Source organism: Dyadobacter crusticola DSM 16708, from assembly GCF_000701505.1.
In the GTDB taxonomy this organism is placed as follows: Bacteria; Bacteroidota; Bacteroidia; order Cytophagales; family Spirosomataceae; genus Dyadobacter; species Dyadobacter crusticola.
On record NZ_JNJB01000016.1, the window covers coordinates 1 to 23523 of the forward strand.

The 23523-nt window shown below is 45.3% G+C and carries 21 protein-coding genes, 1 other RNA gene and 1 pseudogene; 13 read left to right on the forward strand and 10 right to left on the reverse strand.

The window, feature by feature from the left end; translation table 11 throughout:
* Positions 1 to 675: 675 nt before the first annotated feature.
* The 7 genes and pseudogenes from Q369_RS0118210 to Q369_RS0118240 all read left to right on the forward strand — a co-directional run bounded on the left by Q369_RS0118210 (position 676) and on the right by Q369_RS0118240 (position 9028).
* Positions 676 to 1614, forward strand: coding sequence for a hypothetical protein (locus tag Q369_RS0118210; protein ID WP_031529214.1), 939 nt, complete (start codon positions 676 to 678; stop codon positions 1612 to 1614).
* 115 nt (positions 1615 to 1729) lie between these two features.
* The gene (locus Q369_RS0118215; protein WP_031529215.1) at positions 1730 to 2674 is read left to right on the forward strand and encodes a DUF4249 domain-containing protein; all 945 of its coding nucleotides are present in this window, start codon (positions 1730 to 1732) and stop codon (positions 2672 to 2674) included.
* Positions 2671 to 2934, forward strand: a pseudogene (locus Q369_RS29910) (carboxypeptidase-like regulatory domain-containing protein); the annotation flags it as partial. The gene Q369_RS0118215 and the pseudogene Q369_RS29910, both read left to right, overlap by 4 nt.
* A 114-nt stretch (positions 2935 to 3048) precedes the next feature.
* Positions 3049 to 5010, forward strand: a complete 1962-nt coding sequence (locus tag Q369_RS0118220; protein WP_229206886.1) for a TonB-dependent receptor plug domain-containing protein — start codon at positions 3049 to 3051, stop codon at positions 5008 to 5010.
* Between the two features lie 57 nt (positions 5011 to 5067).
* Positions 5068 to 5709 (forward strand): hypothetical protein, encoded by a 642-nt coding sequence (locus tag Q369_RS0118225; protein ID WP_031529217.1) that lies wholly within the window; start codon positions 5068 to 5070, stop codon positions 5707 to 5709.
* Between the two features lie 390 nt (positions 5710 to 6099).
* Positions 6100 to 6216: a DUF6965 family protein gene (locus Q369_RS29985; protein WP_445438676.1), complete on the forward strand. Its 117-nt coding sequence runs from the start codon at positions 6100 to 6102 to the stop codon at positions 6214 to 6216.
* Between the two features lie 340 nt (positions 6217 to 6556).
* Entirely contained in the window at positions 6557 to 9028 is a 2472-nt protein-coding gene (locus Q369_RS0118240; protein ID WP_031529219.1) for a right-handed parallel beta-helix repeat-containing protein, read from the forward strand.
* A gap of 103 nt (positions 9029 to 9131) precedes the next feature.
* On the opposite strand, the gene Q369_RS0118245 is transcribed toward Q369_RS0118240, so the two are convergent.
* The 7 genes from Q369_RS0118245 to Q369_RS0118270 form a co-directional block, all read right to left on the reverse strand.
* Entirely contained in the window at positions 9132 to 9578 is a 447-nt protein-coding gene (locus Q369_RS0118245) for a M15 family metallopeptidase (protein WP_031529220.1), read from the reverse strand.
* A complete protein-coding gene (locus Q369_RS0118250; protein WP_157488241.1) occupies positions 9575 to 9889 on the reverse strand; it encodes a hypothetical protein in 315 nt (104 codons plus the stop codon). Before Q369_RS0118250 ends, Q369_RS0118245 begins: the two co-directional genes overlap by 4 nt.
* 82 nt (positions 9890 to 9971) lie before the next feature.
* Positions 9972 to 10349 carry a hypothetical protein gene (locus Q369_RS0118255; protein WP_031529222.1) on the reverse strand — a complete coding sequence of 126 codons (378 nt, stop codon included), beginning with the start codon at positions 10347 to 10349 and terminating at the stop codon, positions 9972 to 9974.
* Positions 10350 to 10538: 189 nt separating this feature from the next.
* On the reverse strand, positions 10539 to 10736 hold the full coding sequence (locus Q369_RS0118260; RefSeq protein WP_031529223.1) for a hypothetical protein: 198 nt from the start codon (positions 10734 to 10736) through the stop codon (positions 10539 to 10541).
* An 11-nt stretch (positions 10737 to 10747) separates the two neighbouring features.
* Positions 10748 to 11722, reverse strand: a complete 975-nt coding sequence (locus Q369_RS0118265) for a hypothetical protein (RefSeq protein WP_031529224.1) — start codon at positions 11720 to 11722, stop codon at positions 10748 to 10750.
* Positions 11723 to 11910: 188 nt separating this feature from the next.
* Positions 11911 to 12282: a transfer-messenger RNA gene (gene ssrA, locus Q369_RS28815) on the reverse strand.
* 343 nt (positions 12283 to 12625) lie between these two features.
* On the reverse strand, positions 12626 to 14935 hold the full coding sequence (locus Q369_RS0118270) for a TonB-dependent receptor (protein ID WP_031529225.1): 2310 nt from the start codon (positions 14933 to 14935) through the stop codon (positions 12626 to 12628).
* A gap of 162 nt (positions 14936 to 15097) precedes the next feature.
* Here Q369_RS0118270 and Q369_RS0118275 point away from each other — a divergent pair, with 162 nt between their 5' ends.
* From Q369_RS0118275 to Q369_RS0118285, 3 genes are all read left to right on the forward strand, one after another.
* The gene (locus Q369_RS0118275) at positions 15098 to 15472 is read left to right on the forward strand and encodes a BlaI/MecI/CopY family transcriptional regulator (RefSeq protein WP_031529226.1); all 375 of its coding nucleotides are present in this window, start codon (positions 15098 to 15100) and stop codon (positions 15470 to 15472) included.
* Positions 15465 to 17015: a M56 family metallopeptidase gene (locus Q369_RS28425; RefSeq protein WP_051664138.1), complete on the forward strand. Its 1551-nt coding sequence runs from the start codon at positions 15465 to 15467 to the stop codon at positions 17013 to 17015. Before Q369_RS0118275 ends, Q369_RS28425 begins: the two co-directional genes overlap by 8 nt.
* 77 nt (positions 17016 to 17092) lie before the next feature.
* Positions 17093 to 17530 (forward strand): PepSY-like domain-containing protein, encoded by a 438-nt coding sequence (locus Q369_RS0118285; protein ID WP_229206887.1) that lies wholly within the window; start codon positions 17093 to 17095, stop codon positions 17528 to 17530.
* Between the two features lie 87 nt (positions 17531 to 17617).
* Here the strand turns inward: Q369_RS0118285 and Q369_RS0118290 are convergent, their stop codons facing one another.
* Together Q369_RS0118290 and Q369_RS0118295 are read right to left on the reverse strand one after the other, a co-directional pair.
* The gene (locus Q369_RS0118290; protein WP_084165782.1) at positions 17618 to 17953 is read right to left on the reverse strand and encodes a HigA family addiction module antitoxin; all 336 of its coding nucleotides are present in this window, start codon (positions 17951 to 17953) and stop codon (positions 17618 to 17620) included.
* Between the two features lie 11 nt (positions 17954 to 17964).
* Entirely contained in the window at positions 17965 to 18243 is a 279-nt protein-coding gene (locus Q369_RS0118295; RefSeq protein WP_031529230.1) for a type II toxin-antitoxin system RelE/ParE family toxin, read from the reverse strand.
* Between the two features lie 108 nt (positions 18244 to 18351).
* On the opposite strand from Q369_RS0118295, the gene hemF reads away from it, so the two are divergent.
* On the forward strand, positions 18352 to 19296 hold the full coding sequence (hemF, locus tag Q369_RS0118300) for an oxygen-dependent coproporphyrinogen oxidase (RefSeq protein ID WP_051664139.1): 945 nt from the start codon (positions 18352 to 18354) through the stop codon (positions 19294 to 19296).
* Positions 19297 to 19321: 25 nt separating this feature from the next.
* Here hemF and Q369_RS0118305 read toward each other — a convergent pair whose 3' ends face one another.
* Entirely contained in the window at positions 19322 to 20401 is a 1080-nt protein-coding gene (locus Q369_RS0118305; RefSeq protein ID WP_031529232.1) for an o-succinylbenzoate synthase, read from the reverse strand.
* Positions 20402 to 20469: 68 nt separating this feature from the next.
* Here Q369_RS0118305 and lpxK point away from each other — a divergent pair, with 68 nt between their 5' ends.
* Positions 20470 to 21528, forward strand: coding sequence for a tetraacyldisaccharide 4'-kinase (gene lpxK / locus Q369_RS0118310; protein ID WP_031529233.1), 1059 nt, complete (start codon positions 20470 to 20472; stop codon positions 21526 to 21528).
* Between the two features lie 8 nt (positions 21529 to 21536).
* Positions 21537 to 23522: a putative porin gene (locus Q369_RS0118315; protein WP_031529234.1), complete on the forward strand. Its 1986-nt coding sequence runs from the start codon at positions 21537 to 21539 to the stop codon at positions 23520 to 23522.
* The last annotated feature ends 1 nt before the right edge of the window (position 23523 follow it).

Sequence of the window (23523 nt, forward strand, 5' to 3'; positions counted from 1 at the left end):
TGAAGGGACTAACACCAAATCAAAAGCATATACAGCTGAAAGTAAGTACCATGAAAAAAGAAGGATCAACCATTACAATCAACAACCAAGTCTAACTCGCCACCCCTCTAAAAATGGGAAGCGTACAAGTGGAAGTAAGAGCTGTTGGCCTTGTCGGCCGATTGCTTGCAAAAATCCTAACTGATGGATTTGAACGACAGGCTGGCAAAGTTGTGAAGAAAACGGCTCTCAATGCAACCTCATCCAGAGCAAAACGACCTAAACGGCCGGCCTTTACTTAGGTACTTGTCGAAGTATTGCCTTGATTGGTCGAAGAATTAACTGTACTTGACGAATTTATTATTCCCTTAGTAGCATTTAACGTTGATTTGTCACATCGTCATGATGATGACTGTATCAATTAGCGTAACAAAATTTGAAAGAGTTGCCAAGATTGATCGAGGAACGGTTAACACTCAATCAAAACGCAGAACAACGGGTTGAATTCAGCTCTTCTTGAGAGGGCGTACTCGACGTAAGATTAAGATATCAGTCTCTCTTAACAATCATTCATCAAGCTTACTCTCGGCGAATGCGCCCTTTACTTCAATAAAAAACTCACCCCAGATTTTGCGGTCGCAGGATGAGTTAAATGCAGTTCAAACTATTTTTCACAATTTAAACCGTAGTAAAAGTATGAAGAAATTATTGCTATTGTTATGCGGAGGTGTTTTTTTCCTGTCGTGTGACAACAAAGAAGGTAGGATCAATCCATCTACTGACGCCGAGCGATCGGCCTCGGTCATTGACGTCGAACTTGTCGACGGAGTACTGAAATTCTCTTCGCAAGCTCATCTAAAAAATGTAATCAAGGAAATTGCCGATCAAAAAGATATGACTAACTGGTATCCTAAATCCGGCTTCACATCCTTATTAAAAAAGCAGAGTGTCATAACGACAGCACAATATGACAAAATCGCTGAAACTGGCGACTTTGGTGAACTATCTGACCTTTTGGTATTCAGAGGAAGCGGGGAAAACAAAATATTGGAGAAGATCGTTGACGATCCAAGGTTAGCAGCAGTTTTGAATGATAAAGGATACATAATAGTCTCTGACATAGCCTATCACCTTGGAGTTGACAAGGCAAGTGCAATCAAAGTTGGACGGGACTACGGTATCTTAAAGGAATTCTTGGCAAATCGTAACATGCCAGGAGTGAAGCATACTAAGATTATTAACGAACAAATAGAAAATGCGCGGGTGCAAGACTATCAGAACACTGATGGAAATCGTCGCATTATTGGTGAATTCAAGCGTCATGTAGCTCCTTTTTATAGCTCTCTCGTTGTAAAAGTAAGCTACAAAAAGAAAAATGTAATTGGATGGAGCGGTACTGCAGCTGATCATCTTAGCTTAACAACCTCAGGCACTTACGAGAAAAATGAGTCGGGCTTTATTTCCAGATTTCCTTTTTCTGGATCAAGAAGCGAAAACAATGTGGAAGAGATTAGTGTGTTCGTAAGCGAAGTCTATGGAACGGCAGGGCTGTCCTGGCTGGTCGGTACAAAGGCCAACATGTATTGCCAAGTTACACCTTCAAAATTATATAATGTCAATTTCTATCCTGATTGAGCGTAGTTTCCGCTGATTTACATACCTCGGTAATCAAGTATGTGATTAGCCATTGAAACCAAACCATATACATGCTTGATGTATATGGTTTGGTTTTGAGCATATTGATCTTAATATGAATGTTAAACAATTCCTTCTTATCACACTGATTCTCTTTGTTGGTTGCAGAGAACAAGACCTGAATATGAATGTTCCGTACTCCGGCGACAAACTCGTTTTGTGGGGTAAACTTCAAGCAAACTCTCCATTCAAATTACAAGTCACAAAAACATTCAACCCGGTTGGAGATATTCCGAAAGATGTTACGGTAAATAATGCCACCGTTGTATTATATAAAAATGGAAAAGCATATCTGACACTTTCGCATTCCGGGAAAGAGCCTGGCTTTTATACATCCGACAGTGTGATTCAGGCGGGTGCCAGCTATATTGTACAGGTTTCAGCACCTTCGTTACCTACTGCGGAGTCGGCTGTTGTCACTGTCCCGGTTGAGTCAGCAGGGATGACTGCAATACGAACACAAAATGTTGTTCCTCAAATAAACCACCAAACTCCACAAGATTTGGTTAGTTTATACTTTACGAAAGAAGATGCTTTTTCGGATAAGTATTTTAGCATCAAGCTGATGAGTTACTATGCAAACGATACACTTTCCAGCTATCCTTATGCTTCAGCAGACAATATACCCGCTAATGAAGAAGATTGCCACACGTGGGGAACTGAACCGGAGAAGCCAAAATACAATGCAGTTATAGAAGCGTTTCTGTATCCACAAAGTCGTGTTTTCTTGATGTCTAATCAATGCTTGCCAGCACCTCAGATACCGCTAAAATTCTACATAGAAACCGCAACTGGCTACGACTATACCGATCGAGTTCTCAAAGTGACTGCGCGTATTGGCGTTGTTTCAAAGGAATATTTTGAATACGCGAAAATAGAAAACAAGCAACCGGAAGGTGTAGACCATCTGGTACTTCCTCCACAGCGGGCTCTTACTAATGTCAAAAATGGCTACGGTCTTATTTTTGCATCAAATGAAAAGACAATAGAATTGCTATGAATCAGCCCTTTGTATTTCTCTTCATTCTGTTAGCTATTCTAATAAAGCACGATGCTTTCTCGCAAAAAGTTACCATAAGCGGGACGGTTCGTGATGCTGCCAGTGGCGAACTGCTTATTGGCGCTTCTGTAATAGATAGCATTTCAGGAACGGGCGTTCAAACCAATTCATATGGCTATTTCAGCTTTGAAATTCCCTCCCCGGATCATCATCTTAAAGTTAGCTATGTTGGTTATTTGCCTGGATATATTAAAAATATTTCCAAGGTTGATTTCCCAGTTGAAATAAAATTAACGCAGGGTAATCATCTCGACGAAATAAGTATCAAAGAAAACAATATTCTCACTGCTCCTATCGGGAAATTGTCAATTCCTATGGAGAGAATCAGAGCACTGCCTGCATTACTTGGTGAAGTTGATGTTTTAAAAGCATTAAGCTATACACCTGGTGTTTCCACCGGTACCGAGGGAAGTGCAGGTCTGTATATTCGCGGCGGAACGCCGGATCAAAATTTGATTTTACTGGATGAAGTACCTGTTTATAACGTCATGCATTTGGGTGGGTTTTTCTCCGTTTTTAATCCAGCTTCTTTGAAATCTGTGGATCTCTACAAAGGGGCATTCCCTGCGCGGTACGGGGGCAGACTGGCCTCTGTAATTGATCTTACTATGAAAGATGGGAACAATCAGAAGTTTGGCGGAGAAATCGGGATTGGCCTGCTCAATCAAAAGCTCACACTGGAAGGGCCTATTATTAAGAACAAGGCGTCCTTTATCATTTCCGGACGAGTTTCTACATTAGGGCTCACTTCCTTACTCAGTTTACGCAAGAAGCCCAGTTCGGGCACGGGAGAGGACCGTGTCTATCGTTTTTATGACCTGAATGCAAAATTCAATTACCAGATCAATAAAACGGATCAAATTTATGTAAGTATTTACAACGGCTTTGACCGGTTTAAGTACACCGAATGGAGTGCCAGCGGTAGTGGAAAAGAGACAGAAACAGCGGTTGGGAATAATTGGGGCAACACTACGGCGACACTCAGATTCAGCAAGGTTTTCTCTCAAAAACTTTTCGCAAGATTTGCTTTGCTCTATTCGAAATATACCAGTGAATTCACGAATGATTTCCAGGATAAGAATATAGATGAACAACCTGTAAATTTTTACCGGAACACCAACGCTGGTGTAAGTGATTGGGGGGGCAAAATTCAGTTCGACTATTTTCCTGCGAATCGATTGGGCGTTAAATTCGGCATCGACGCGACAAGGCATTCATTTAGTCCGTTTGTCACGAAAAGCAACTACAATGGTTTGTTCGACAATACCAAGGAAGGCCGATATCCTGCATTCGAAACAGACTTGTATGTTGACGGAGATATTACTGTAACATCGAGGATCCGGCTCAATACCGGGTTACGTTATAGTATTTACAAAGTTAGCGGCCGTGCATTCCACAATCCGGAACCGCGACTTGGGCTAAACTGGTCACTTTTGAACAACTGGGCGATGAAAGCGGGTTACTCGGTGATGAATCAATACCTTCATCAACTAACCAACAACGGCTTTGGATTTGGTTATGATGCCTGGGTTCCCTCAACAAATCAGGTAGTGCCTTCAAGGGCCAACCAATTATCATTCGGATTATACAAGACTTTCCCCTACTCCGGCTGGGAATTATCGCTTGAAGCATACACCAAAAGAATGAAAAACCTGATTGACTATCCTGACGGCACCAACTTCACCGGACTGCTGGCGGATTCCTGGGATGCAATTATTGCTAAAAATGGGATTGGCAGGGGAAAAGGATTGGAATTTATGGTCGCCAGAAATATTGGTAAATTAACGGGATCCTTGTCGTACACCCTGTCCAAATCTGAAAGAAAATTCATAGGAATAAACAACAATAGCTGGTTTCCAATGAAATACGACAGAAGACATAACCTGTCCCTTACAGCAGGATATGCGATTGGAAAAAGTTGGAAGCTCAATAGCACATTTGTATATCAAACAGGACATTCAGTTACACTCCCTGTTGCCGCGACACTTACAGAAAATAATACGGATCCAAAGTTTATTTACGACAATCGGAATAACGGACGAATGCCTAGCTTCCATAGATTGGATATTGGCGCTGTCAAATCTTTAACCACTGCCCGGAAACGAAATACTGAGCTGAGCATCGGGATGTACAATGTTTATAACAGAAATAATCCTTTATATCTGGATTTGAAAATTCAGCGTAGTAATAGTGATTTCAAGCCAACCGGAATTTCCATTAAGCAGGTTTCCTTTTTGCCAATACTGCCTTACATAGGTTACACATTGAAATTCTAGCTGTATTGTTTACAACATGAAAGGAACTTGCTCTCTATTTATCTAAATCAACATTCCATGAAACAACTACATTACACCCTCATTGTTTGCGCTCTATTCCTTGCATCAATTAGTCATACAAACGCACAAGGCAATTCAGCAATGAGCGAACCTGCCGAAGTTTCGGACGAATCCTTTCCTGAGATGTTAAGAAAGGGTAGCTTCATCGCAACGCTAAACGCTTCTGCTTCGGCAGCTAACGATTTTCAGTCTTTCACCAGGGCCTGGTCAATTACGCCTCAAATAGGCTATCTGGTAGCTGATCGCCTGGTAGCCGGATTACAATTTTCAATGGGAAAACGTTATCAGAAGACAAAGGATGGCAAGTCAGTTACATCCGTGCTCCCCGAATATCAATTACATTCTGCCTTACCGGAAATCTATTTGCGCTATTATATTGCGAGGTTCAGGTTAAAGCCGTTTGTGCAACTTGCTTCCGGTTATAACCTTCAATGGGGCAAAGAGTTCACTGATGGTGTTCATACCACTGTCAGTTCCCAGAATCTTACGTTGTCAGGTGCGTTTGGGCTGAACTTACGGCTTAGCAGGCGCATTGGCTTGGAGGCACTTTACAATACCCGTTTCGACAACAATTCCCGAATCATTGACGCAAATGAGGGTCTTAAATACAGGCTTGGGGTTTCTGTATCTCTCAATTGATTTGCGACGTCCGGAACCCTGCCTAGGCATTTGAAATGTACGAGCGAGAGGTGGAAAAGACTATGAATATGAAGAACAAAGGCGCAGGGCCGGAAGGGTTTTTTGAGGAGGATTTGTTTGCGGCGTTGAATGGCTTAGTATTTGGATCAAGTTGCTTTAAAAAGTCGATTGCTCCCGCCAGGAAAAAGTGTTGAATTTCATAAGTTTCCATTGCTGATGATATTTAAGGTATCGTAAAGTAGATTTCAAAGTATCTAAATACAACAACTGTGTCAAGATGAAAAAAGGCCGATTTTTGAAAATCGACCTTCAGGCTAAATGGAGCAAGAAAGATTTAGAATTTTTTTTAAGTGGCATCTTGTACCTTCGAGTTCCAGAAAAGCACTCCCGATGACAACCAAGGAACTGATCGATTACTTCGCCGAAAAAGAGCTGCCCGCGGGCCCGATAAAGTTTAATAATTACACCACCGTCAGAATCCAGCCAAGTTCGTTGCAGCTGAGCTAAATATGTTAAAGGTTAGTCCAGATTACAAGGGATCTGGCTCTACCGGCTCAGACTGATTGAATTTAAGGAATGGTTGGAGAATGGACAGCCCACATTTAAGTAACGACTAAGCAGATCGTTTTTCCGGGGCTATAAAGCTATACCCGCTTTCAAGCAGGTGACATTGGCACTTGGCACAAAAGTCGAGAAGGTTTCGAATACGATATTATTACCCACCCTTGTCGGTTATTTTTATTACTTTAATGTCGAATTTTTTCGAACGCTATTAGAATGTTATTTAATGGTAAGTGCAATTAGATTGCTTAGGGTATCTTCAACTCTCATCTAATTTTTACCATCTATGAAAAATGCTTTAACTTTATCGTATGCCTGGACTCTGTTTTTCGTCCTTGCAATTACACATTGCTTGTCAGCCTCTCCCAAGATCGACCCCATTAGATTCAAGATCGAAACAAACGTCTCAAACGTCAGCTTGAATGAGGAATTCGAAATTACTATTTCTGCCGAATACTTAAACGTGTCGCCTACTACCGCGTTTGTTCTAAAAGATGCAAACAATTTTAAGCTGAAGTTGACATTACCAGAGGGTTTTGTCAAAACAGGTGGCGATTATCACGACTACATTGGAACTGAGCTCACCCCATCTCGACCTAAGGCTTCATATAAACTCAAAGGTAAGTTTGTATCCAAAAGTAGCTTAGGTGTTTTTGAGCTACTAAGGAGCCATAAAAATGCTGACAATCAATCCACATTTGTTGCAGTTGGTGCACTAACATTCAGTCCTCAGATAGATATGCGGAGTGGAATAACGGATGAAGCACTTCGAATATCGTCAGTCGGAAATGTCCTTTATCTGACAATTGCGGAGGTTCAAGCCGGTTTAGCTGGGACTACTGAGGCAATAGTAATAACAGACAATCCGAGGCAGGGTCTATTTGTATATGACGCATCCGACACCGACACACCGGATGACGGTGCACTTGTTTTAGTAGCAACGGCAAGCGGTAGACGATACAAAAGAAATTACAATGGAGTGGTAAATGCTAAGTGGTTTGGAATCACCGCTCCTGACGGAATAACGGACGAGTTCAGTGAATGGAATGATATGTTAGCTAAGAGCAATGTTAGAACTGTGTTTTTCGAGAAAACCAAGAATCCATATCGGATAACAGGGGTAATTATCCCTACCGAAAAGTCCTTAATTTTCGAGGACGGCGCCCACGTAAAAGGCACCGGCAACCTTGGCAATAACCAAACAATGTTTACGATTTCGAATGGCAAAAACGTTAAAATTGTAGGCAAAGCAACATTCGAGGACATTAAAGCAAGCTACCCATCTGGTGAAGACGGTCAATTTAACGGCTGCATCAAAGTGTTAGGGTCTGAAAATTTGCTAATAGAGGACATTACTATTAAAAATACTGGGGGCGATGGTATATATCTTGGGAGAGGAGATGGCGGTACGACGAACATCAATGCCCGGATTGTGAACGTCAATATAGACAACACAAATAGGAACGGGATTACAATTATAACGGCGAATGGCTGCTGGATAGATCGGGTGAACATTCGGAATGCTAACGGATCGGCCCCGGCAAATGGCATAGACATTGAACCAAACAGCCAATGGGAAGTGCTGAAAGGTATTAAAATTACCAATTTATATACCGCAGGTAATCACGGAGGAGTACTTATAGCGCTTGCCCACCATTCAAACTCTCGTCAAGTGGCTGACATTGTGATAGATAATCACACTGACGAAGGCAGTATAAATGGGTTTACAATCCACCAGACAGCGGGCAATTTCCAAGGCAGTATAGTGATCAAGAATCCGGTCTGGAGGAATAATCCAAAGTCGGGATTGCTGGTTTATAATTACGCTGCAAGCGGCCCACGCGTGGACATTTATAATCCGACTGTAATCAGCGCCGGTTCTGCAACGCTCGATAATTACACTTTTCGGGCTGCCTATATGTTTTACAGGCATTCAGATGCTGTTGGAGCGGCTCTTTTAGGTAACGTCCATTTACATGAACCTTCCATTGTTGATAACCGCACTCCGCTAGAAATTGACGTAATCGGATTTTTATTCGCAGATGGACAGACGCAAACATCTAACTGGACAAACTGTTCGATATTCAATCCGAAAGTAATCCAAATTTTGTCTCCATGGAAAGCGATTGTGGGTTTGAACACTGCTCTTTTCCCAAAAGTGACTGACGCGTACGGTGTGCTAATTAAGGACCTGGGTGGTAATGACATAACCATCCGAAGCCGCTATTCTGTTGCTCCCGTAGAAACGGTGGCATACTACAGGCATTTAACAAATACTACATCAACCGGACTTCAAACTGTCACACTGCATGATCAAGTAGGGACAAATGCAGACGTTACAATAGAAGTAACGGCCGCTCAGCCGATTAGAATTAACACGATTACAGGCTGGTCACTTAGGCCGCTTGCAGGCCCTAACACCCCTATCCAGAGCAATGTGATTGGCAGTAAAATAACGTTAACCAGGGTGGGCTATTCGACGACATCCTGGACCATAAAGGAAATCTCCGGCACATGGACAGATTCGAATGGTAATGTACTTTTCGGAGCTCAGCCGTCATTTAATTCCAATTCAGCAACCTCAGCTCCTACAAAAGCCAACCTTAACGCTGCTTACGGCACTTTAAGGGCAGGAACACTCGTGTCGTACCCTTCAATCACAGGTGGTGGCAGGGATTACCGGAAGCTGACCGATTCTAGTACTTCCGATTGGAAAGTAACCGTTTGGTCTACAGGCGTAGGACAGATCGTGCCTTAGGCTGAATCTCTTGCATAAGAGCTAATTTGGATAATGTATAAAAGCGCCCAAGTCTCTTCTTGGCGCTTTTACGCATTATTCGACAAAATATTACTAGCTCGGTTTAGAAACCTTCCCGTTGAAAATGCATACCGTCAACTGATGCCTTTGACCAGTCGGCCCCGCAGATCCATCCATTCTGCCGCCACGCATGCAAAAATTCTTTGGACCAGGTTACCCTTCCTCTGAATGGATTCCAGTTCGCGTTCAGATCAATTGAGATCCCCCACGCATGGGTGGATATGCCAGAGCTGCCGCGTTTGGGACGGATGTTGAAGCATCCATCATAGGTCTTGATTTCCTTGTGAAGACCATTTGCGATCAGCTCTTTCAGAGTATCTTCCAGCGGAACAATCGCATAGTAGTTGATGTAAATCTTCCTGGGAATTACGGGTATAGCTTCGATGACCTCTTTCGGAACTTCCCAATACACCATCCATTTACGTTCAAACGCTAACTTATCCTTATACGGATCTCCAAACTTGGCAATCAGTTGCGCCTGTGTTTTCATGACACTGGTGTATTTGCTTTTTCCTCTTCCTGACCGGCAAATGATAGCAAATCCTTGTAGTCACCAGTCTGGCGGAACTTGCGGAACGGAGCACTGAACCACTTCGGCAGCAGGTTGGGCAGGATCTGATCAATCAAATCACAGCTCTTTATGAAGTAGTAGGTGAACATTACACCATACCCGGCAAATATGAAGTAGAGCGCGACACCTGGAACCGGATTGGCACCGGGTACCTGCGACGTAACGATCTTGAACACCACGGAAAGAATAATTGAAGCAATATAACCCAGCAGCACGACGGAAACCATCACCACAAACTGCAATTGTCAAACCGATAGAGGCGAGCATTGACGTAAGATTAAAATGTTCGAAAAGTTTCATTTTGTTTGAAGATTAATGGACTGAGAGCCCGGTTAAAAATCCAGCGGGGAAACCGGCGCCGAATCCATGCTTGAACCCTTTCCAATATCCCTTTCTGGTCTTCTTCCTTTCTTCACTGATAGTGGCTTCAAAGCTTTGTTTTTGCAATGCAGTTTGCAGCTCTGACATACGCAAAGCGTTTCGGAGGTCGTCGATTTCTTTTCCCCTCGATTCATAAGCGGTTTTGAGATGAAAAAATGTAGGCTTTAGAAGCTCGTAGCGGTATGCGCTGTCAAGGAGAGCGTTTGCGTAGGCTGTCTGCTTTTCGGATAGCAGCGTTCCAGATTCTTGCCCCCAAACTGTCACGGCCAGCAGGATCAGGATAGAGGTAGCGGTTATAATCTTGCTCATACTGTTGTGTGTGTTTGGAGCAAGTTGCCGAATCCTGTTGGGCGAGTTTCTTGTAATGGGCCAGACTGTCCGCAGGCTTCCAGGTTGTAGTGACAATCGGTTTATGCGCGCATGAACGGGTAAGCCAGACAGCGGTAAGGATCAACACGACTGCTGCGAAAATGAAAACAACAAGGTGAATGTGCTTTCTCATAGCCGGTGCAGTACGGGGTGAACAATTGTGCTATGAACCGGCATCGAATACACCTTGTCACGGTACCTGTACTCGACCATGTGCAGGTCGGTGTCTGCATACGGGTTCAGGTAAAACACTGCGAGCAACCCATCTTTCTCCTGAGCATAGACAATCCCGCGCTTTTCACGGAAAGCATCTACCAGCTCATTCACATTGCGTTTGTCTACCTGCCTGAAATCGCCTTTCCATCTATCCTGAAATCCAGGTATTCGGGTTTGCCGTGAATTACTTTTGCGAAAGTCTGGGTATAAAGCCTTACGCCCTCTGCGATACAATACTCGAATACACCGCCGGGAAATTGCTCTTGTTCACTCCAATAGTGGAACTGATCTATTGGCGAGTAGTCGTTAGCGGCCTTTTTTAGCCAGAGGTTTCCGGATGTGTAGTGCCAATCACGAGAAAACCGGAATTGCTCATTGGTTTTCGGCCCAGCTCCAAACGGAACAATGCCGGAACCAAAGGTTTGAGCGATGAATGAGATCGTGATCACCTCAGCCGGATTGTATTCCTGCTTTGTGGTTTTGAAGAAGGTGCCGTCTGGATAGTATACGGCCTTGAAATTGTTGGGGTGGTGCTCGTGTGTGCTTTGAGGATATAAAATCAAATCTTTATCAAGCATATTGGCCACCTTTGCGGAAAACATGAACGAGTAAGGCTCGTCACGAGTAAGATCGGCAGAGCTCAGATAGTAGGCGTGACAAAGCAGATTTGTCCCGCTCAGCGTTCCGCCCGGCATTAAATCGGATTTGGGCCACTCAGATATCGGCTTGTTGAAAAGATCTTTATTCTCTTTCCCTCCGGTCAAAGTCATTCCCTCTCCATCTACTTTGGTGAAGTAGTTGTGAGCCACATACGGCTTAATTCCTTTTGGCTCCCATTCTGCCCGGAGGCGAGGCATTAGAGCATCGTAGAATCCGCGGTAAGCGGCGAAGTGACCAGAAAATGCGTGATCCTGCTCCTTATTCTCGAAAATGATTAAAGGGTAAGCGGTAGTGTACCTCACTGCGAACTCAGTGGCTTTTACACCGTCGATAGTGATCCTGCAATTGACCGGACAGAGGCCAGATTTATTAACACTAGTTTTACGAAGGACAAACAGAGTCCGCATTTTGATAATCTTTTTCAGAAGGGTGAGCATGGTGTCATAATAGTTTTACAGAAAACTGATACGACACAGAATTAGGCTGAGCAACCCTAATTCGACCACATACTTTTGCATGTAGTCGAATTTGCGACCACATACTTTTGTCACCCCATGTTCACAAAACCATTTTAAACAAGTCAGGCGAGGTTTCCGACCTCGCCTGTGGCTTAATTCTAACTACTTTGTGGAGATGGAGGGAGTCGAACCCTCGTCCAGAACAGGGAAACCCTGCGCCTTCTACATGCTTATCCTCGATTAGATTGTCAGGCCAGACAAGGTTCGCGGCGGACCCGCGTCTAAGCCTTAGATACTAGGGTCTCGTTGGCTTTACGTATCAATATACCAACCAGCGCTGCGGTTCGACACCTCTGGATCCACCCGGCAGCACGTGGGGTGGAGAGATGATGGCATTTGGTTAATCCTCCGGATTAAGCAGCCATGGCGTAAGTAGATTCGCCATTTATTGTTTGAGAACATTATTTCCGGGAGGTATTCTCAACTCCCGACATGCTTACACACAGACTTCCAACCCGCTGTCAATTCCAGTCACCCCCAATTGGCTATCGGCTTTCGGCAATTGGCCGTCGGCTTTTACCTTTTAGCTTTTAGCTTTTAGCTTTTGAACAGAAGTTCAATTGCATTGCTATTTACACATTTAGCGCATAGAAAGTTCTATGTTTGTGATTGAAGAAAGGCGCTAATCAGGAAAGCTGTTGACTATAAGTGGTTTAAATATTGAAAATTTCTTGAATGTAACATAGTGCTCTCTGGTTCGACTGCGCTCACCATGACAAAGGTTTTGCTCATTCCTCGTTCCACGGCGGCTCATTCACTCATTTCCCGTTCCACGGCGGCTCATTCTATTATTCAGTCATTCAATCATTCAGTCATTCAAAATTAAAACTCCCACCGATAACTCACCACCGGAATCAACCCCAGCTGATTTTGAGTGATTACTTTTTGCTGCCTGCTATCAAAATAACGGTAGGCTTCGTTCTTTGTTGAGGAGACATTTTGTAGATCAATGGCAAAGGTGGTACTGTATTTTTCCCGGCTCTTCTTTCTGTAAATGCGCAGGTCGGGGCGGAAATAGTCTTTTAACTTGATCGTGTAATTACTGAACTGCTCATAAGTGGTCACACCATTTTTGGCCGATTCGGCTGCGTTAATTGGCTTATCGCGAAAGCCCCCGATCCATAATATCTTCGTATTAATCCCCCACAAAGTTTCCTTTCGGGACCTCAACTCCTTGCCGCCCGTAAAACTGAATGTATGCCCGCCGTCAAAACGGCTTTTGTGACGCTCGCCCAGGCGATCTACAAAAGTGGCGTCATATAAAGAGCCTGAAATAAGCATGTAAAAATCGTTGGTTAGCAATTTTTGAAAACTTGCTTCCAAACCGTAATTTCTGCCCGTGCCCTCATTGTAAAGCCATTCGTAAGGAATTTCCTCCACCAGGTTTATACTCGAAAAGTTATCATTTATCCCGCGTCCCACGGGCACATCAAACAAATGCTGCCAGTAAGCTTCCACCTTCAGGCTGCTGCTTTTGCCAAGTGACTTCTGATAGCCCAGCGTAATTTGCTGCGAGCGTGTCGGTTTCAGTAACATGTTTCTATAGTAACTGTAATCCGCTATGCGGGTGGCATAAATACCTGCTGTCTGCATTTGACTGTGCAGACCGTAAGATGCATAAAGCTGCGCAGATTGACTGACCTGCCATTTAACGGACGCACGAGGTTCGGGCAAGGCGCTTATTCTATGGGCCCTTCCTACAACACTTAGCATCGCATGCAAGCCAAGCTCAACAGAGAGTTTCGGAGAGATCCTGAGCGACCAGTTCACGAACGGTTGAAGGCTAACACTTGCCAACTTCTCCTTCACCGACCAAGCCCAACTTGCATAATTATTCAAAGTCCCGTAAAGCCCTGCCTGAAATCTCGTCCGGGAATTATACCGATAAGTGAGCGTGGTGTTGAATGAAACTTTACTATCAGCCAACTTCTGATCCGCCAGCAACTCCCCTCTTTCAATAGTCCGGGGATCCACCAGATAGGCAATGCGGGATGTGCTGAGCCCTGAGCCTACCAGTGCAGCTCGGAATGAAACATTATCCCTCAAAGGCTGCTCGAAAGTCAGCCCGGCGGCCATCATTCTATTTTTGTATAAAATATTCTGCTCATCCTTTGCAAACTCCCAAGCTGTTGTATCCTTATCGGGCTCAAATGTATTACTGCTAACACCTCCCGTGCCAAAAACCGTGAACTTCCCTCCTTTTGCAGTTGGGAAATTCAGGTTAAATGAAAGATCCTGAAAACGGATATCTTCGCCGCCAAAACTAACCCCCATTGCGCCGAGCAAACCCGTGAAAGAATAGCGGTAGTTAACAAGATACGAAGCTTTGGAATTTTTCGAAAATGGTCCTTCGGCCGCGAAATCCAGCCCGAGCAAGCTCGCCTGCGCTGTAAATTCGGTTTTTTCATCATTCCCTTTACGCAGGTTCATGTCCAGGATCGCGCCGGTCACATTGCCGTATTGGGCAGGGAACGGACCTGCGAGAAAATTGGAAGTCCCTAGTAATTGCGTACTCAGAATGTTCACTCCGCCGCCGGTAGATGTAGGTCGGTCGCTGAATGTACCTGCATTGGAAAGGTGATTCGGGTTGACGATCTCAACACCTTCCAGCCGCCATTGCATATTATTTGGCGAGTTGCCACGTACAACCAGCCCATTTGCCTGATCATTCGCTGCCGCCACGCCCGGAAAAGAGGTCGCCACACGCGCAGGATCCATATAAGTAGCTGCGTAACGGAAAGTTTGCTCAATCGTGATCGGCTGCACACTGTTGAATGCAACCGGGCGCGAAGCCGAAACTGTCGCTTCCTGCAATTCCCTTCCAGCTGGACTTAATCTTACCTGTACGATATTCTCCTTACCTGATTCAAGCAGAATTTCGGGAACAACAATCGTTTCATAACCCACGTAAGTCACCGTAAGCTGGTACCTCCCCACTTGCAACTGATCGAACCGGAATGTACCATCCGGGGCTGTAATCGTGCCACTCTGGCCCTGGACCAGCTGCACAGTCGCGCCGATCAGCGGCTGGCCACTATCTGCATCGCGCACCGTTCCGCGGATGGTTGAAGTATGGGTTTGGGCAAAACTGGCGGTAAAAAACAGGATAAATAGAGGTAAAAGTCTGAGCATTTCTGAAAGGATCAATTGAGAATGTAAAAGTAGTGGCTGAGTGGTTACTAACTATCCTGCCCTGAATGTTTGGCGATAATTAAATAGCCTTTTTTAAATATATTCTTGTTTTAATAAAACATTAATCTACATTTGTAGAGTAAACAATCTGAATGTAGAGCAATGAGCCTGACGAAAGCAGAAGAGCAGATCATGGAACCCCTTTGGAAGTACGAAAAGCTGTTTTTAAAAGAGCTGATTGACGCGCTTCCTGAACCCAAGCCTGCGCAGACTACCGTTATTACATTACTTAAACGAATGCAGGACAAAGGCTTTGTGGCTTACAATATGTTCGGCAATTCACGACAGTACTATCCGCTAGTCGCCAAAAGCGATTACTTCTCAAACCATGTGAATGGGTTAATTAAGAATTTCTTCAATAACTCTGCTGCGCAGTTCGGATCCTTTTTTGCGCGGGATACCAACTTGTCGACCGAGGAATTGGAACAGCTCAGGGAGATCATCAATGACGAAATAAACAGGAAGAAAAATGACTAGCTATATCATCAAGTCGGTGCTCTGCTCAGGTATCCTCATTGCGGTTTACCATCTGTTTCTGGAACGTGAAAAAATGCTCCGTTTCAACAGGGGGTACCTCCTGCTCGCGCTGCTGTTTTCATTGGGAATTCCATTGGTTTCATTTGAGATCAAACCGGAGACGCCGCTAGAACCTGTCGCGGCTGCTTTCCCGGTTATCTTGAAGCAAATGCAGGATACCGCCGCGTTGAGCCCCGTGATTTCGGCAACGGAAAACAATGCAGCGCCGGATTTTATGCAGTATGTTCTTTTCGCTTTTGAGGGGATTGGCTTGTTGCTTTTAGTCCGGTTTTTGATAAATGTCATCGCTATTCTAAAACTAAAATCGCATTGCCGGCGCATTCCTTTTTCGGGCGCGAAATTGGTTTTGGTACCGCAGGATATTGTCACCTATACTTTCCTCGATAACATCTTTATTCCTAAAAAATCCTTTGAAAACAAGCAGATAAGGAGTGAAATCCTTACTCACGAACTGGCGCATGCGCGGCAAATGCACTCCGTAGATATTCTTTTCATCGAGCTAGTCCACGCGCTGATGTGGTTCAATCCATTCTTGTTATTTTATAAAAAAGCGATCCGACTAAATCACGAATTTCTGGCCGATGAGGCTGTTTTAAAAGAGTTTTCAGATGTAAAAAGCTATCAATTGCTACTCCTGGACTCCGTACTTCAAAAGCAGTTTCCCGGACTCATAAGCAGCTTCAACTATTCCATCACCAAAAAACGACTAGCTATGATGACGAAACTCAGAAATCTGAACAGGCAGTATTTGAAGCAAGCTGTCGCAGTTTTGCTTTCTATGGTACTGACAATTGTCTTTTCAGAGAAAGTCTATGCTCAGGTAAAAGCTGGCGGTGAACAAATAGCAGCCGCTTCGCCAGAAGTAAGTCTTATTGCATTTGAAGATCCTAAACATGCTGGTGACCAGCACAAAGTAGCATTCAATATTGAGATGGTACGGAAAGTGAAGAGCGGGCCGGGCGCGTCACAAAATGAGATAACAGAATTGTATTCAACCGTTGCAAAATATACAACTTACCTCAAGACTGTAAATGGGCGCATCGACCCGGTTGTGAGAATGCCTGCGAAGCTGAGAGATAGAATGTTCGCGTTGGTCAGCAAAATGAACCAGGAGCAATTGCTGACTACACAGGATTCAGGGCTTTTTATTTACCGGGCAAACATACCCATCAAAGAATCCCCGAGCCCAGAAATGTTCGAAAAATGGAAACGTGCAGACGTTTTCGGCGTTTGGATCGACGGGAGAAAAGTGCCAAACAGCGCGCTTAACAAGTACAAGCACACGGACATTGTGGAATTCTGGTCGAGCAAATTATATGGAGGCGCATTAAAAGGGCGTAGCTATAAATACCAGCTGGATTTAACAACAGATCAAGAATTTGACAGAACTTTTAAAGCACGCGTGGAACACCGCGTTTCCATTTTACGCCTCGGCTGGGTCGGCGAGCGACCGAAAACTTTCAAGAGAATCCAAAATTTTTAGGAAAAAGGAATATGGCATAGGGGGATCAAGGGGGTAAGTTGTCATCATTAAAAGCAATGTTTAACTAACGGAAAAGAATGATGAAGACGCTTTCAATTTACCTGATGCTGATCCTGGCGGCAGTTACCGGCTGCGATAACGAAAAAGTAGTGGACGAGGCCAGCTTGCCGCCGCAGGCAAATGAATACATTGAAGCCCATTTCCCCGATGCCCGCATTTCCCGAGTCGTGCGTGATCGCTACGATCTGCTGACGAGCTACGATGTGATCCTGGATAATCAGGTCGAGCTTGAGTTTGACAACAAAGGTGAATGTTACAGTGTGGACGGTACCAACGACAAGAAGATCCCCGACAGCGTTGTTCCCTTAAAGGTACTGGAATACGTGCAAGCCAATTACGCGGAGCACTATATTACAGAATGGGAAAAGAGCAAAACCACTCAGGAAGTAAAACTTTCAAACCGGAAAGAGCTGGTATTTAACCTCAGCGGCACATTCCTGCGCATTGATGATTAAGGATTTAATGATTTAATCAAAACCAGGAAAGCGGAGCTGATACTCCGCTTTCCTGGTTTTTGGAAATAATGAAATCTCTGAACTCGATCAAACTGCCTGCGCATTGCCAGGCTTGGAGGCAGTCCAGAAATGTGTTACAACGTGAGTTTTAACCTTCTCTTCCGCTTGTCGGAGGTCATAATTTTGCTGCATGTTAAGCCACAATTGCGGAGTTGTATTGAATGCCTCCGCAAGTCTCAACGCCATGTCAGGCGTAACGGACTGATGTCCATTTATTAGTTGTGAAAGCGTTTTACGCGTCACGCCCAGCCCCTTAGCAGCACTGGTGATCGTCAATTCTAATGGTTCAAGATACAAATCTCTAAGCACCGCACCGGGATGTACCGGATTTTTCATTGGGCCTTTTACACTATGTTCTTCCATATACGCGCTTTTTAATGATAGTCCAGATAATCCACATCTGTTACATCTTTCCCTTCAAATCTGAAAATAATCCGATAGTTTGCATTGATCTTAACAGCCCAGAAATCTTTTAGTTCGCCAGACAACTTGTGTAATCCTGAACCTGGAAAATCCATATCCTCAGAAATACTTGCAGCGTCAAGAAGCGTCATAACAAGGCTGATCTTACCTAATTGCGAGGCAGGTAATTTCGAGCTGTCACCTTTTTGATAAAACAATTTGAGGGGCTTGCTGACGATGCTTCTAATCATTGACAAATGTAACATGTTACGTAACGCGTGTCAACAACTCACGTGTGATAACTGCATACACTTTCACTTTTATCGTACTTTTGCAGGCCGGATAATTAAGTGAGAAATATGAGAGTTGAAGAAATAGAAGCGTTTTTTAAAGATTTACAGGATCGCATTTGCAGCGCATTGGAAAATACCGATGGTGCTGCCAGGTTTCAGGAAGACTTGTGGGAACACCATTCCGGAGGAGGCGGAAGAACGCGGCTGATCCAGAACGGGAATGTGATTCAAAAAGGCGGTGTTAATTTTTCCAGCGTCAAAGGCGAGGTACATCCAAGGCTGCGTCAGCAAATGAACCTGAACCCCGGCGACGATTTTCATTTCACTGCAACGGGCGTTTCCATTGTAATGCACCCGCATAACCCGCACGTCCCTATTATCCACATGAATGTCCGCTATTTCGAGCTCAGCAATGGAACCTGCTGGTTTGGCGGCGGCATCGACCTTACCCCGCATTATGTAGTCGAAGAAGACGCGCGTTTCTTCCATCAAACCCTCAAAACAGCCTGTGACAAACACCACGAGGCTTTTTATCCTGAGTTCAGAAACTGGGCCGACGACTACTTTTATATTCCGCACCGATCAGAAACACGCGGTGTCGGCGGCATTTTCTTTGACTACCTGAAACCAAATGAAGCTGGAAAGGGGCAAAGCTTATCGAAAGAAGCGCTCTTCGCATTCGTCAGAGAAGTAGGTGAAAGTTTCGCCCCGGTTTATACCACATTGATGGAAAAACACCGGAATGATGCATTCACCGAAAAGGAAAAACAATGGCAGTATCTCCGTCGCGGCCGTTACGTGGAGTTCAACCTGGTTTGGGACAGGGGTACCAAGTTTGGTTTGGAAACAAATGGACGCACAGAATCGATATTAATGAGCTTACCGCCACAGGCAAATTGGGAATACAACTTCACACCCGAAAGCGGCTCGCCAGAAGCAGCGACGCTGGGCTATTTGAGGAAAGGGGTTGATTGGACCCGACCCCCTGTAAGGGGGCTAATGCAGAATTAAGTCCCCCTTACAGGGGGTTAGGGGGTCAAAACGGCAAACCCCAGCCTTTCTCACTATTGTAATGCAGGTATCCCTGCCTGACTTCCAGTGGTGAGTCGAAATTATTGAGATAAAGCTGCCCCGTACCCAATCCCTGCGGAAGCGGATTGTCAAAAGCCGCGGTATATTGTGCGATAGCATTAAGTCCGATATTGGATTCGAGCGCCGATGTAATCCACCAGCCGATTTGGAGGCGGTTCGCAATTTCTATCCACTCGCTCGTGTGCCGGAAACCTCCCAGCAGTGTTGGCTTCAAGATGATGAACGGAGGAGCGAGCTTTTTAAGCAATGCGAATTTATCGCGGTAATCAAATACACCGATCAGCTCTTCGTCGAGTGCAACAGGTACCGGCGAAGACTGGCATAATGCAGCCATCAGCTCGTGCTGCCCGGCTTTGACGGGTTGTTCGATGGAATGCAGTTCAAATGCAGCAAGTGCCTTTAATTTCTGATGCACATCGCCAGGCAGGAATGCACCGTTCGCATCCACACGCAATGTGATTTGTTCCTTGCTGTACGTACCCCTCACTTTTTCCAGAATGCGGCATTCTTTATCAAAATCAATGGCGCCTACCTTCATTTTCAATGTCGTGAAGCCCTGCTCAAGCTTTTCCTCCACTTGTTCGAGCATATTTTCATAAGAGCCCATCCAGATCAGTCCGTTCATCAGCACACCTGTTTTCCCTTCCGAAAACGTATTGTTAAATGGTTTCCGCTGCCCGCCTTTCATGATATCCAACAATGCGGTTTCAACACCAAAACGAATGGAAGGTAAGTGCTGGGGAACAACCTGGTCGAGGATAATGCCGAGGTTAAACGGAAATACATCTAAATCAAGCGCATTGAACAAGTCGCACACTGCCCGAAGCTGCGTTTCAAAGTCGGGAAGATCGTCTATGGACAGACCCGGAAGCGGGCCGCATTCTCCGTAACCAGTAAGTCCCGGCTGTTCGGAATCTGTCACTTGCAGGATCCATGAAGTCTTTTGTGTAAGAACCCCGCGAGAGGTGCCAGCTTCTTTGCGAAAATGAAGCGTACAGGGTCTGTACACAATTTTTAAGGGCATGAGAACGTGGTGTCAGGTATTATAAGGGCAACAATATTAGGCAAAAAATATGTAATTATGCAGCTTATATGAAAGATCATCAGTGGTTAAAAGCAGCATTAATCCCCTTTTCCTGGGTGTACGGGTTGGTCACCCGGCTGCGTAACCTGCTGTACGATCTGGGCTGGTTCCGGTCGAACAAAGCACCACAAATGGTGATATCAATCGGTAACCTGACGGTGGGCGGAACGGGGAAAACGCCGGTAACAGAATACCTGGCTCAAATGCTCGCCGCCTCTGCCCCACCCGCAATCCTGAGCCGCGGCTACGGTAGAAAAACCCGGGGTTTTGTGCTCGCCGGGGCTGATTCAACAGCAGCTGAAATCGGCGATGAGCCAATGCAGTTTTATCGAAAATTCAATGCGAAAGAGATTATAGTTGCTGTAAGTGAAAACCGCACAGCCGGCGCCGCCAGACTTGCCGAACTTTACCCAGAGACCCGGCTGTTATTGCTCGACGATGCTTTCCAGCACCGTGCGATCCAACGAGATATTAACATCCTGCTAAATGATTTCAACCGGCCTTTTTACAAAGATCATCCATTCCCCGCCGGAAGGCTGCGTGAAAACCGGAACGGTGCCAAACGCGCCGACATTGTTATCGTTACCAAATGCCCGGCCGAGCTGAACCAGTCTGCAAAGGATGAGATCAGAAAACGGATCGCATATTATGCCGGGACCGAAAAGCCCGTATTTTTTTCCTTCACGGATTACGCAGCACCGGTCGGCTACAATGGAGCGGCCGTGCAGTTAAAGAATGTTAAAATAGCTGCAGGAATAGCAGATCCAACCCCTTTCATCCGATATATACACGGGCATTTCACCGTTTTAGATACAGTCATCTTTCCGGATCATCATAATTACACGCTGGCCGAGGTTGAAGGCCTGATTAAGTACCTAAAAAACGATACTTTTGTATTAACAACCGAAAAAGATATGGTCAAATTGAAGCCGCTGGTCGGGCAGTTGGGATGTGCTGAGCGATTTGCCTATATTCCTGTTACTGTCAATTTCGGGACTGACAGCGCCCGCTTTGTTCAATGGTTCACCACCCGCGTCGAAGCCCTGCAAACCAGGACAGCACGATAGTTTCCTCTATGAGAATTGTTTTTTATTCCACACTGTGGTTTTTGATAGGTTTTATTGTCATTCCAAATGCTAACGCGCAGGTCAGGCTGCCGGGCGGCATGCAAATGCCAGGCGGCTCAGGCGGGGGCAGCAGGGGCGGCGGCGGTGGTCAAAGTGGGGCGCAGATCCTTGATGATAGTACCAAAAACGTCTACGGTCCGCATACAACCCTGCATTTTTACGAAAACGACATTCTGAACAACCGCGATTCGGTGCGCTATCGCGTCGATACCAGCCTTACCAATTTCCACCGCTGGCTGCCAATGGACAAAGCCTGGGGTAAGCTGGTCGACCTCGGAAATGCAGTAACCGCCACCAGGAACCTCTTTTTCCAGCCAAGAGAGGATATCGGCGCACAGCTCGGGTTAAGGGCTTACGATGCGTATGCGATCAAGCAGGAGGAAGTTCAATATGTAGATACCAGATCGCAACACACCGAGCTGGACTTTCTTTCAGGCGGCCGGAAAACTTCTATGGGGACATTCGCTTATACCCAGAATGTAAATCCCCGATTCAATTTCGGTATGCGCGGGCAGCGTTTTACTTCGAATAAGCAATACGGATTTGCGCAGACGATTAATTCGCAGGCATTGCTCGGACAAAACTGGACACTGCTTTTGCACACCAGCTATTTTTCCAAAAACAAAAAATACCTCATCCTGGCGCACTACCGGCACATGAACCAGAAAGTGCGCGAGCAGGGCGGCATTATTCCTAACCTGATTGAAGGTGTTGAACAAGAGTATTCTTACGATGGGGCGGCCAAGATCAGCGACGATGCCAATTCGTGGGAACGCCGCCATGTTTTTCACATTTACCAGCAATACAGGCTCGCAAATGGGTTCCAGCTATTCCAGCAAGCCGACTTTCAAAGTACCATCAACCGGTACACCGATTTGTCGATTCAACGCGGACTCGAAAGGAATGCTTACCCGGGTTTCAGGTTTGACTCTCTAAAAACGAGACAGGATATTTATTACAAATTATTCGACAATAAGGTCGGCATCAAAGGTTTCTATTCCGGGTTTAACTACCGCGCCTATATCCGGCAGCGCTTTTACGGGCTGCGGACTACGAGTCAGCCTCCCAACGACATTGGGGATCCTTCCACTACTTACCGCACCGGTCTTCGCTTTGACAACATCATAGGCGCGTGGCTCGGATATTACCTCAAAGATTCGAGTAATTACCTTACCGCGGAAGCAGATCTGAACCTGGCAAAAAATGTAGAATACAGGCTAAAAGGCGAGCTGAATACCAAATGGGGCAAAGCGGGATTCCAAAGCATTCAAACCGCGCCCGACCTGCTGACTGAAAGATACCTCAGCAACCATTTTGAATGGAGAAATAGCTTCGATCCCACAAAAGTGCAGACGATTTATGCTTCGCTCCCCTTGAAGACCAAGAAGATAGAGTTTGTACCGGAGATCCAGATCCACCAGATCAACGATTACATTTATTACGATACCCTTGCAATGCCCAGGCAGCTGAACTCTGGCTTCCGTTTGCTGCGGCTGGGCTTCAATTCGGGAGTTCACCTGGGCCGGTGGAACTTTGCCGCGATGAGCTACCTGACATTGAATGACAATACGGATGTACTGCGCATTCCATCTTTATTCGCGAGCGGCGAGGTTACCTTTGATTTTACTTATGCCAAAGTACTGTTTATCCAGCTTGGGCTGGCGGCGCGGTATCGTTCGGCTTACCTGGCTGATGCTTATATGCCGGTAACACAGCAATTCCATTTGCAGAACCGTGACCGGCTGAATCAGAATTCCGTCATTGATGCATTTGCCAATGTACGTATCAAGCGGGTCAGGCTGTTTTTCAAAATGGCTTACCTGAACCAGGGCGGCTCGCTGGGCTTGTTCCCGGAAGGATATTTTGTAACACCTACCTATCTGGGCCTGGCGCGGGCATTTTCATTTGGGATCAACTGGCCGATGTTTGACTAAT

Bases quoted from the DNA above. Each gene is read 5' to 3' on its own strand.
- Q369_RS0118270 (WP_031529225.1), bottom strand. From the start codon at position 14,935: ATGCTCAGACTTTTACCTCTATTTATCCTGTTTTTTACCGCCAGTTTT.
- Q369_RS0118225 (WP_031529217.1), top strand. From the start codon at position 5,068: ATGAAACAACTACATTACACCCTCATTGTTTGCGCTCTATTCCTTGCA.
- Q369_RS0118215 (WP_031529215.1), top strand. From the start codon at position 1,730: ATGAATGTTAAACAATTCCTTCTTATCACACTGATTCTCTTTGTTGGT.
- Q369_RS29985 (WP_445438676.1), top strand. From the start codon at position 6,100: ATGACAACCAAGGAACTGATCGATTACTTCGCCGAAAAAGAGCTGCCC.
- Q369_RS0118265 (WP_031529224.1), bottom strand. From the start codon at position 11,722: ATGCTCACCCTTCTGAAAAAGATTATCAAAATGCGGACTCTGTTTGTC.
- Q369_RS0118305 (WP_031529232.1), bottom strand. From the start codon at position 20,401: ATGCCCTTAAAAATTGTGTACAGACCCTGTACGCTTCATTTTCGCAAA.
- Q369_RS0118210 (WP_031529214.1), top strand. From the start codon at position 676: ATGAAGAAATTATTGCTATTGTTATGCGGAGGTGTTTTTTTCCTGTCG.
- Q369_RS0118295 (WP_031529230.1), bottom strand. From the start codon at position 18,243: ATGATTAGAAGCATCGTCAGCAAGCCCCTCAAATTGTTTTATCAAAAA.
- Q369_RS0118255 (WP_031529222.1), bottom strand. From the start codon at position 10,349: ATGAGCAAGATTATAACCGCTACCTCTATCCTGATCCTGCTGGCCGTG.
- lpxK (WP_031529233.1), top strand. From the start codon at position 20,470: ATGAAAGATCATCAGTGGTTAAAAGCAGCATTAATCCCCTTTTCCTGG.
- Q369_RS0118315 (WP_031529234.1), top strand. From the start codon at position 21,537: ATGAGAATTGTTTTTTATTCCACACTGTGGTTTTTGATAGGTTTTATT.
- Q369_RS0118240 (WP_031529219.1), top strand. From the start codon at position 6,557: ATGAAAAATGCTTTAACTTTATCGTATGCCTGGACTCTGTTTTTCGTC.
- Q369_RS0118290 (WP_084165782.1), bottom strand. From the start codon at position 17,953: ATGGAAGAACATAGTGTAAAAGGCCCAATGAAAAATCCGGTACATCCC.
- Q369_RS28425 (WP_051664138.1), top strand. From the start codon at position 15,465: ATGACTAGCTATATCATCAAGTCGGTGCTCTGCTCAGGTATCCTCATT.
- Q369_RS0118285 (WP_229206887.1), top strand. From the start codon at position 17,093: ATGATGAAGACGCTTTCAATTTACCTGATGCTGATCCTGGCGGCAGTT.
- Q369_RS0118275 (WP_031529226.1), top strand. From the start codon at position 15,098: ATGAGCCTGACGAAAGCAGAAGAGCAGATCATGGAACCCCTTTGGAAG.
- Q369_RS0118220 (WP_229206886.1), top strand. From the start codon at position 3,049: ATGGAGAGAATCAGAGCACTGCCTGCATTACTTGGTGAAGTTGATGTT.
- Q369_RS0118245 (WP_031529220.1), bottom strand. From the start codon at position 9,578: ATGAAAACACAGGCGCAACTGATTGCCAAGTTTGGAGATCCGTATAAG.
- hemF (WP_051664139.1), top strand. From the start codon at position 18,352: ATGAGAGTTGAAGAAATAGAAGCGTTTTTTAAAGATTTACAGGATCGC.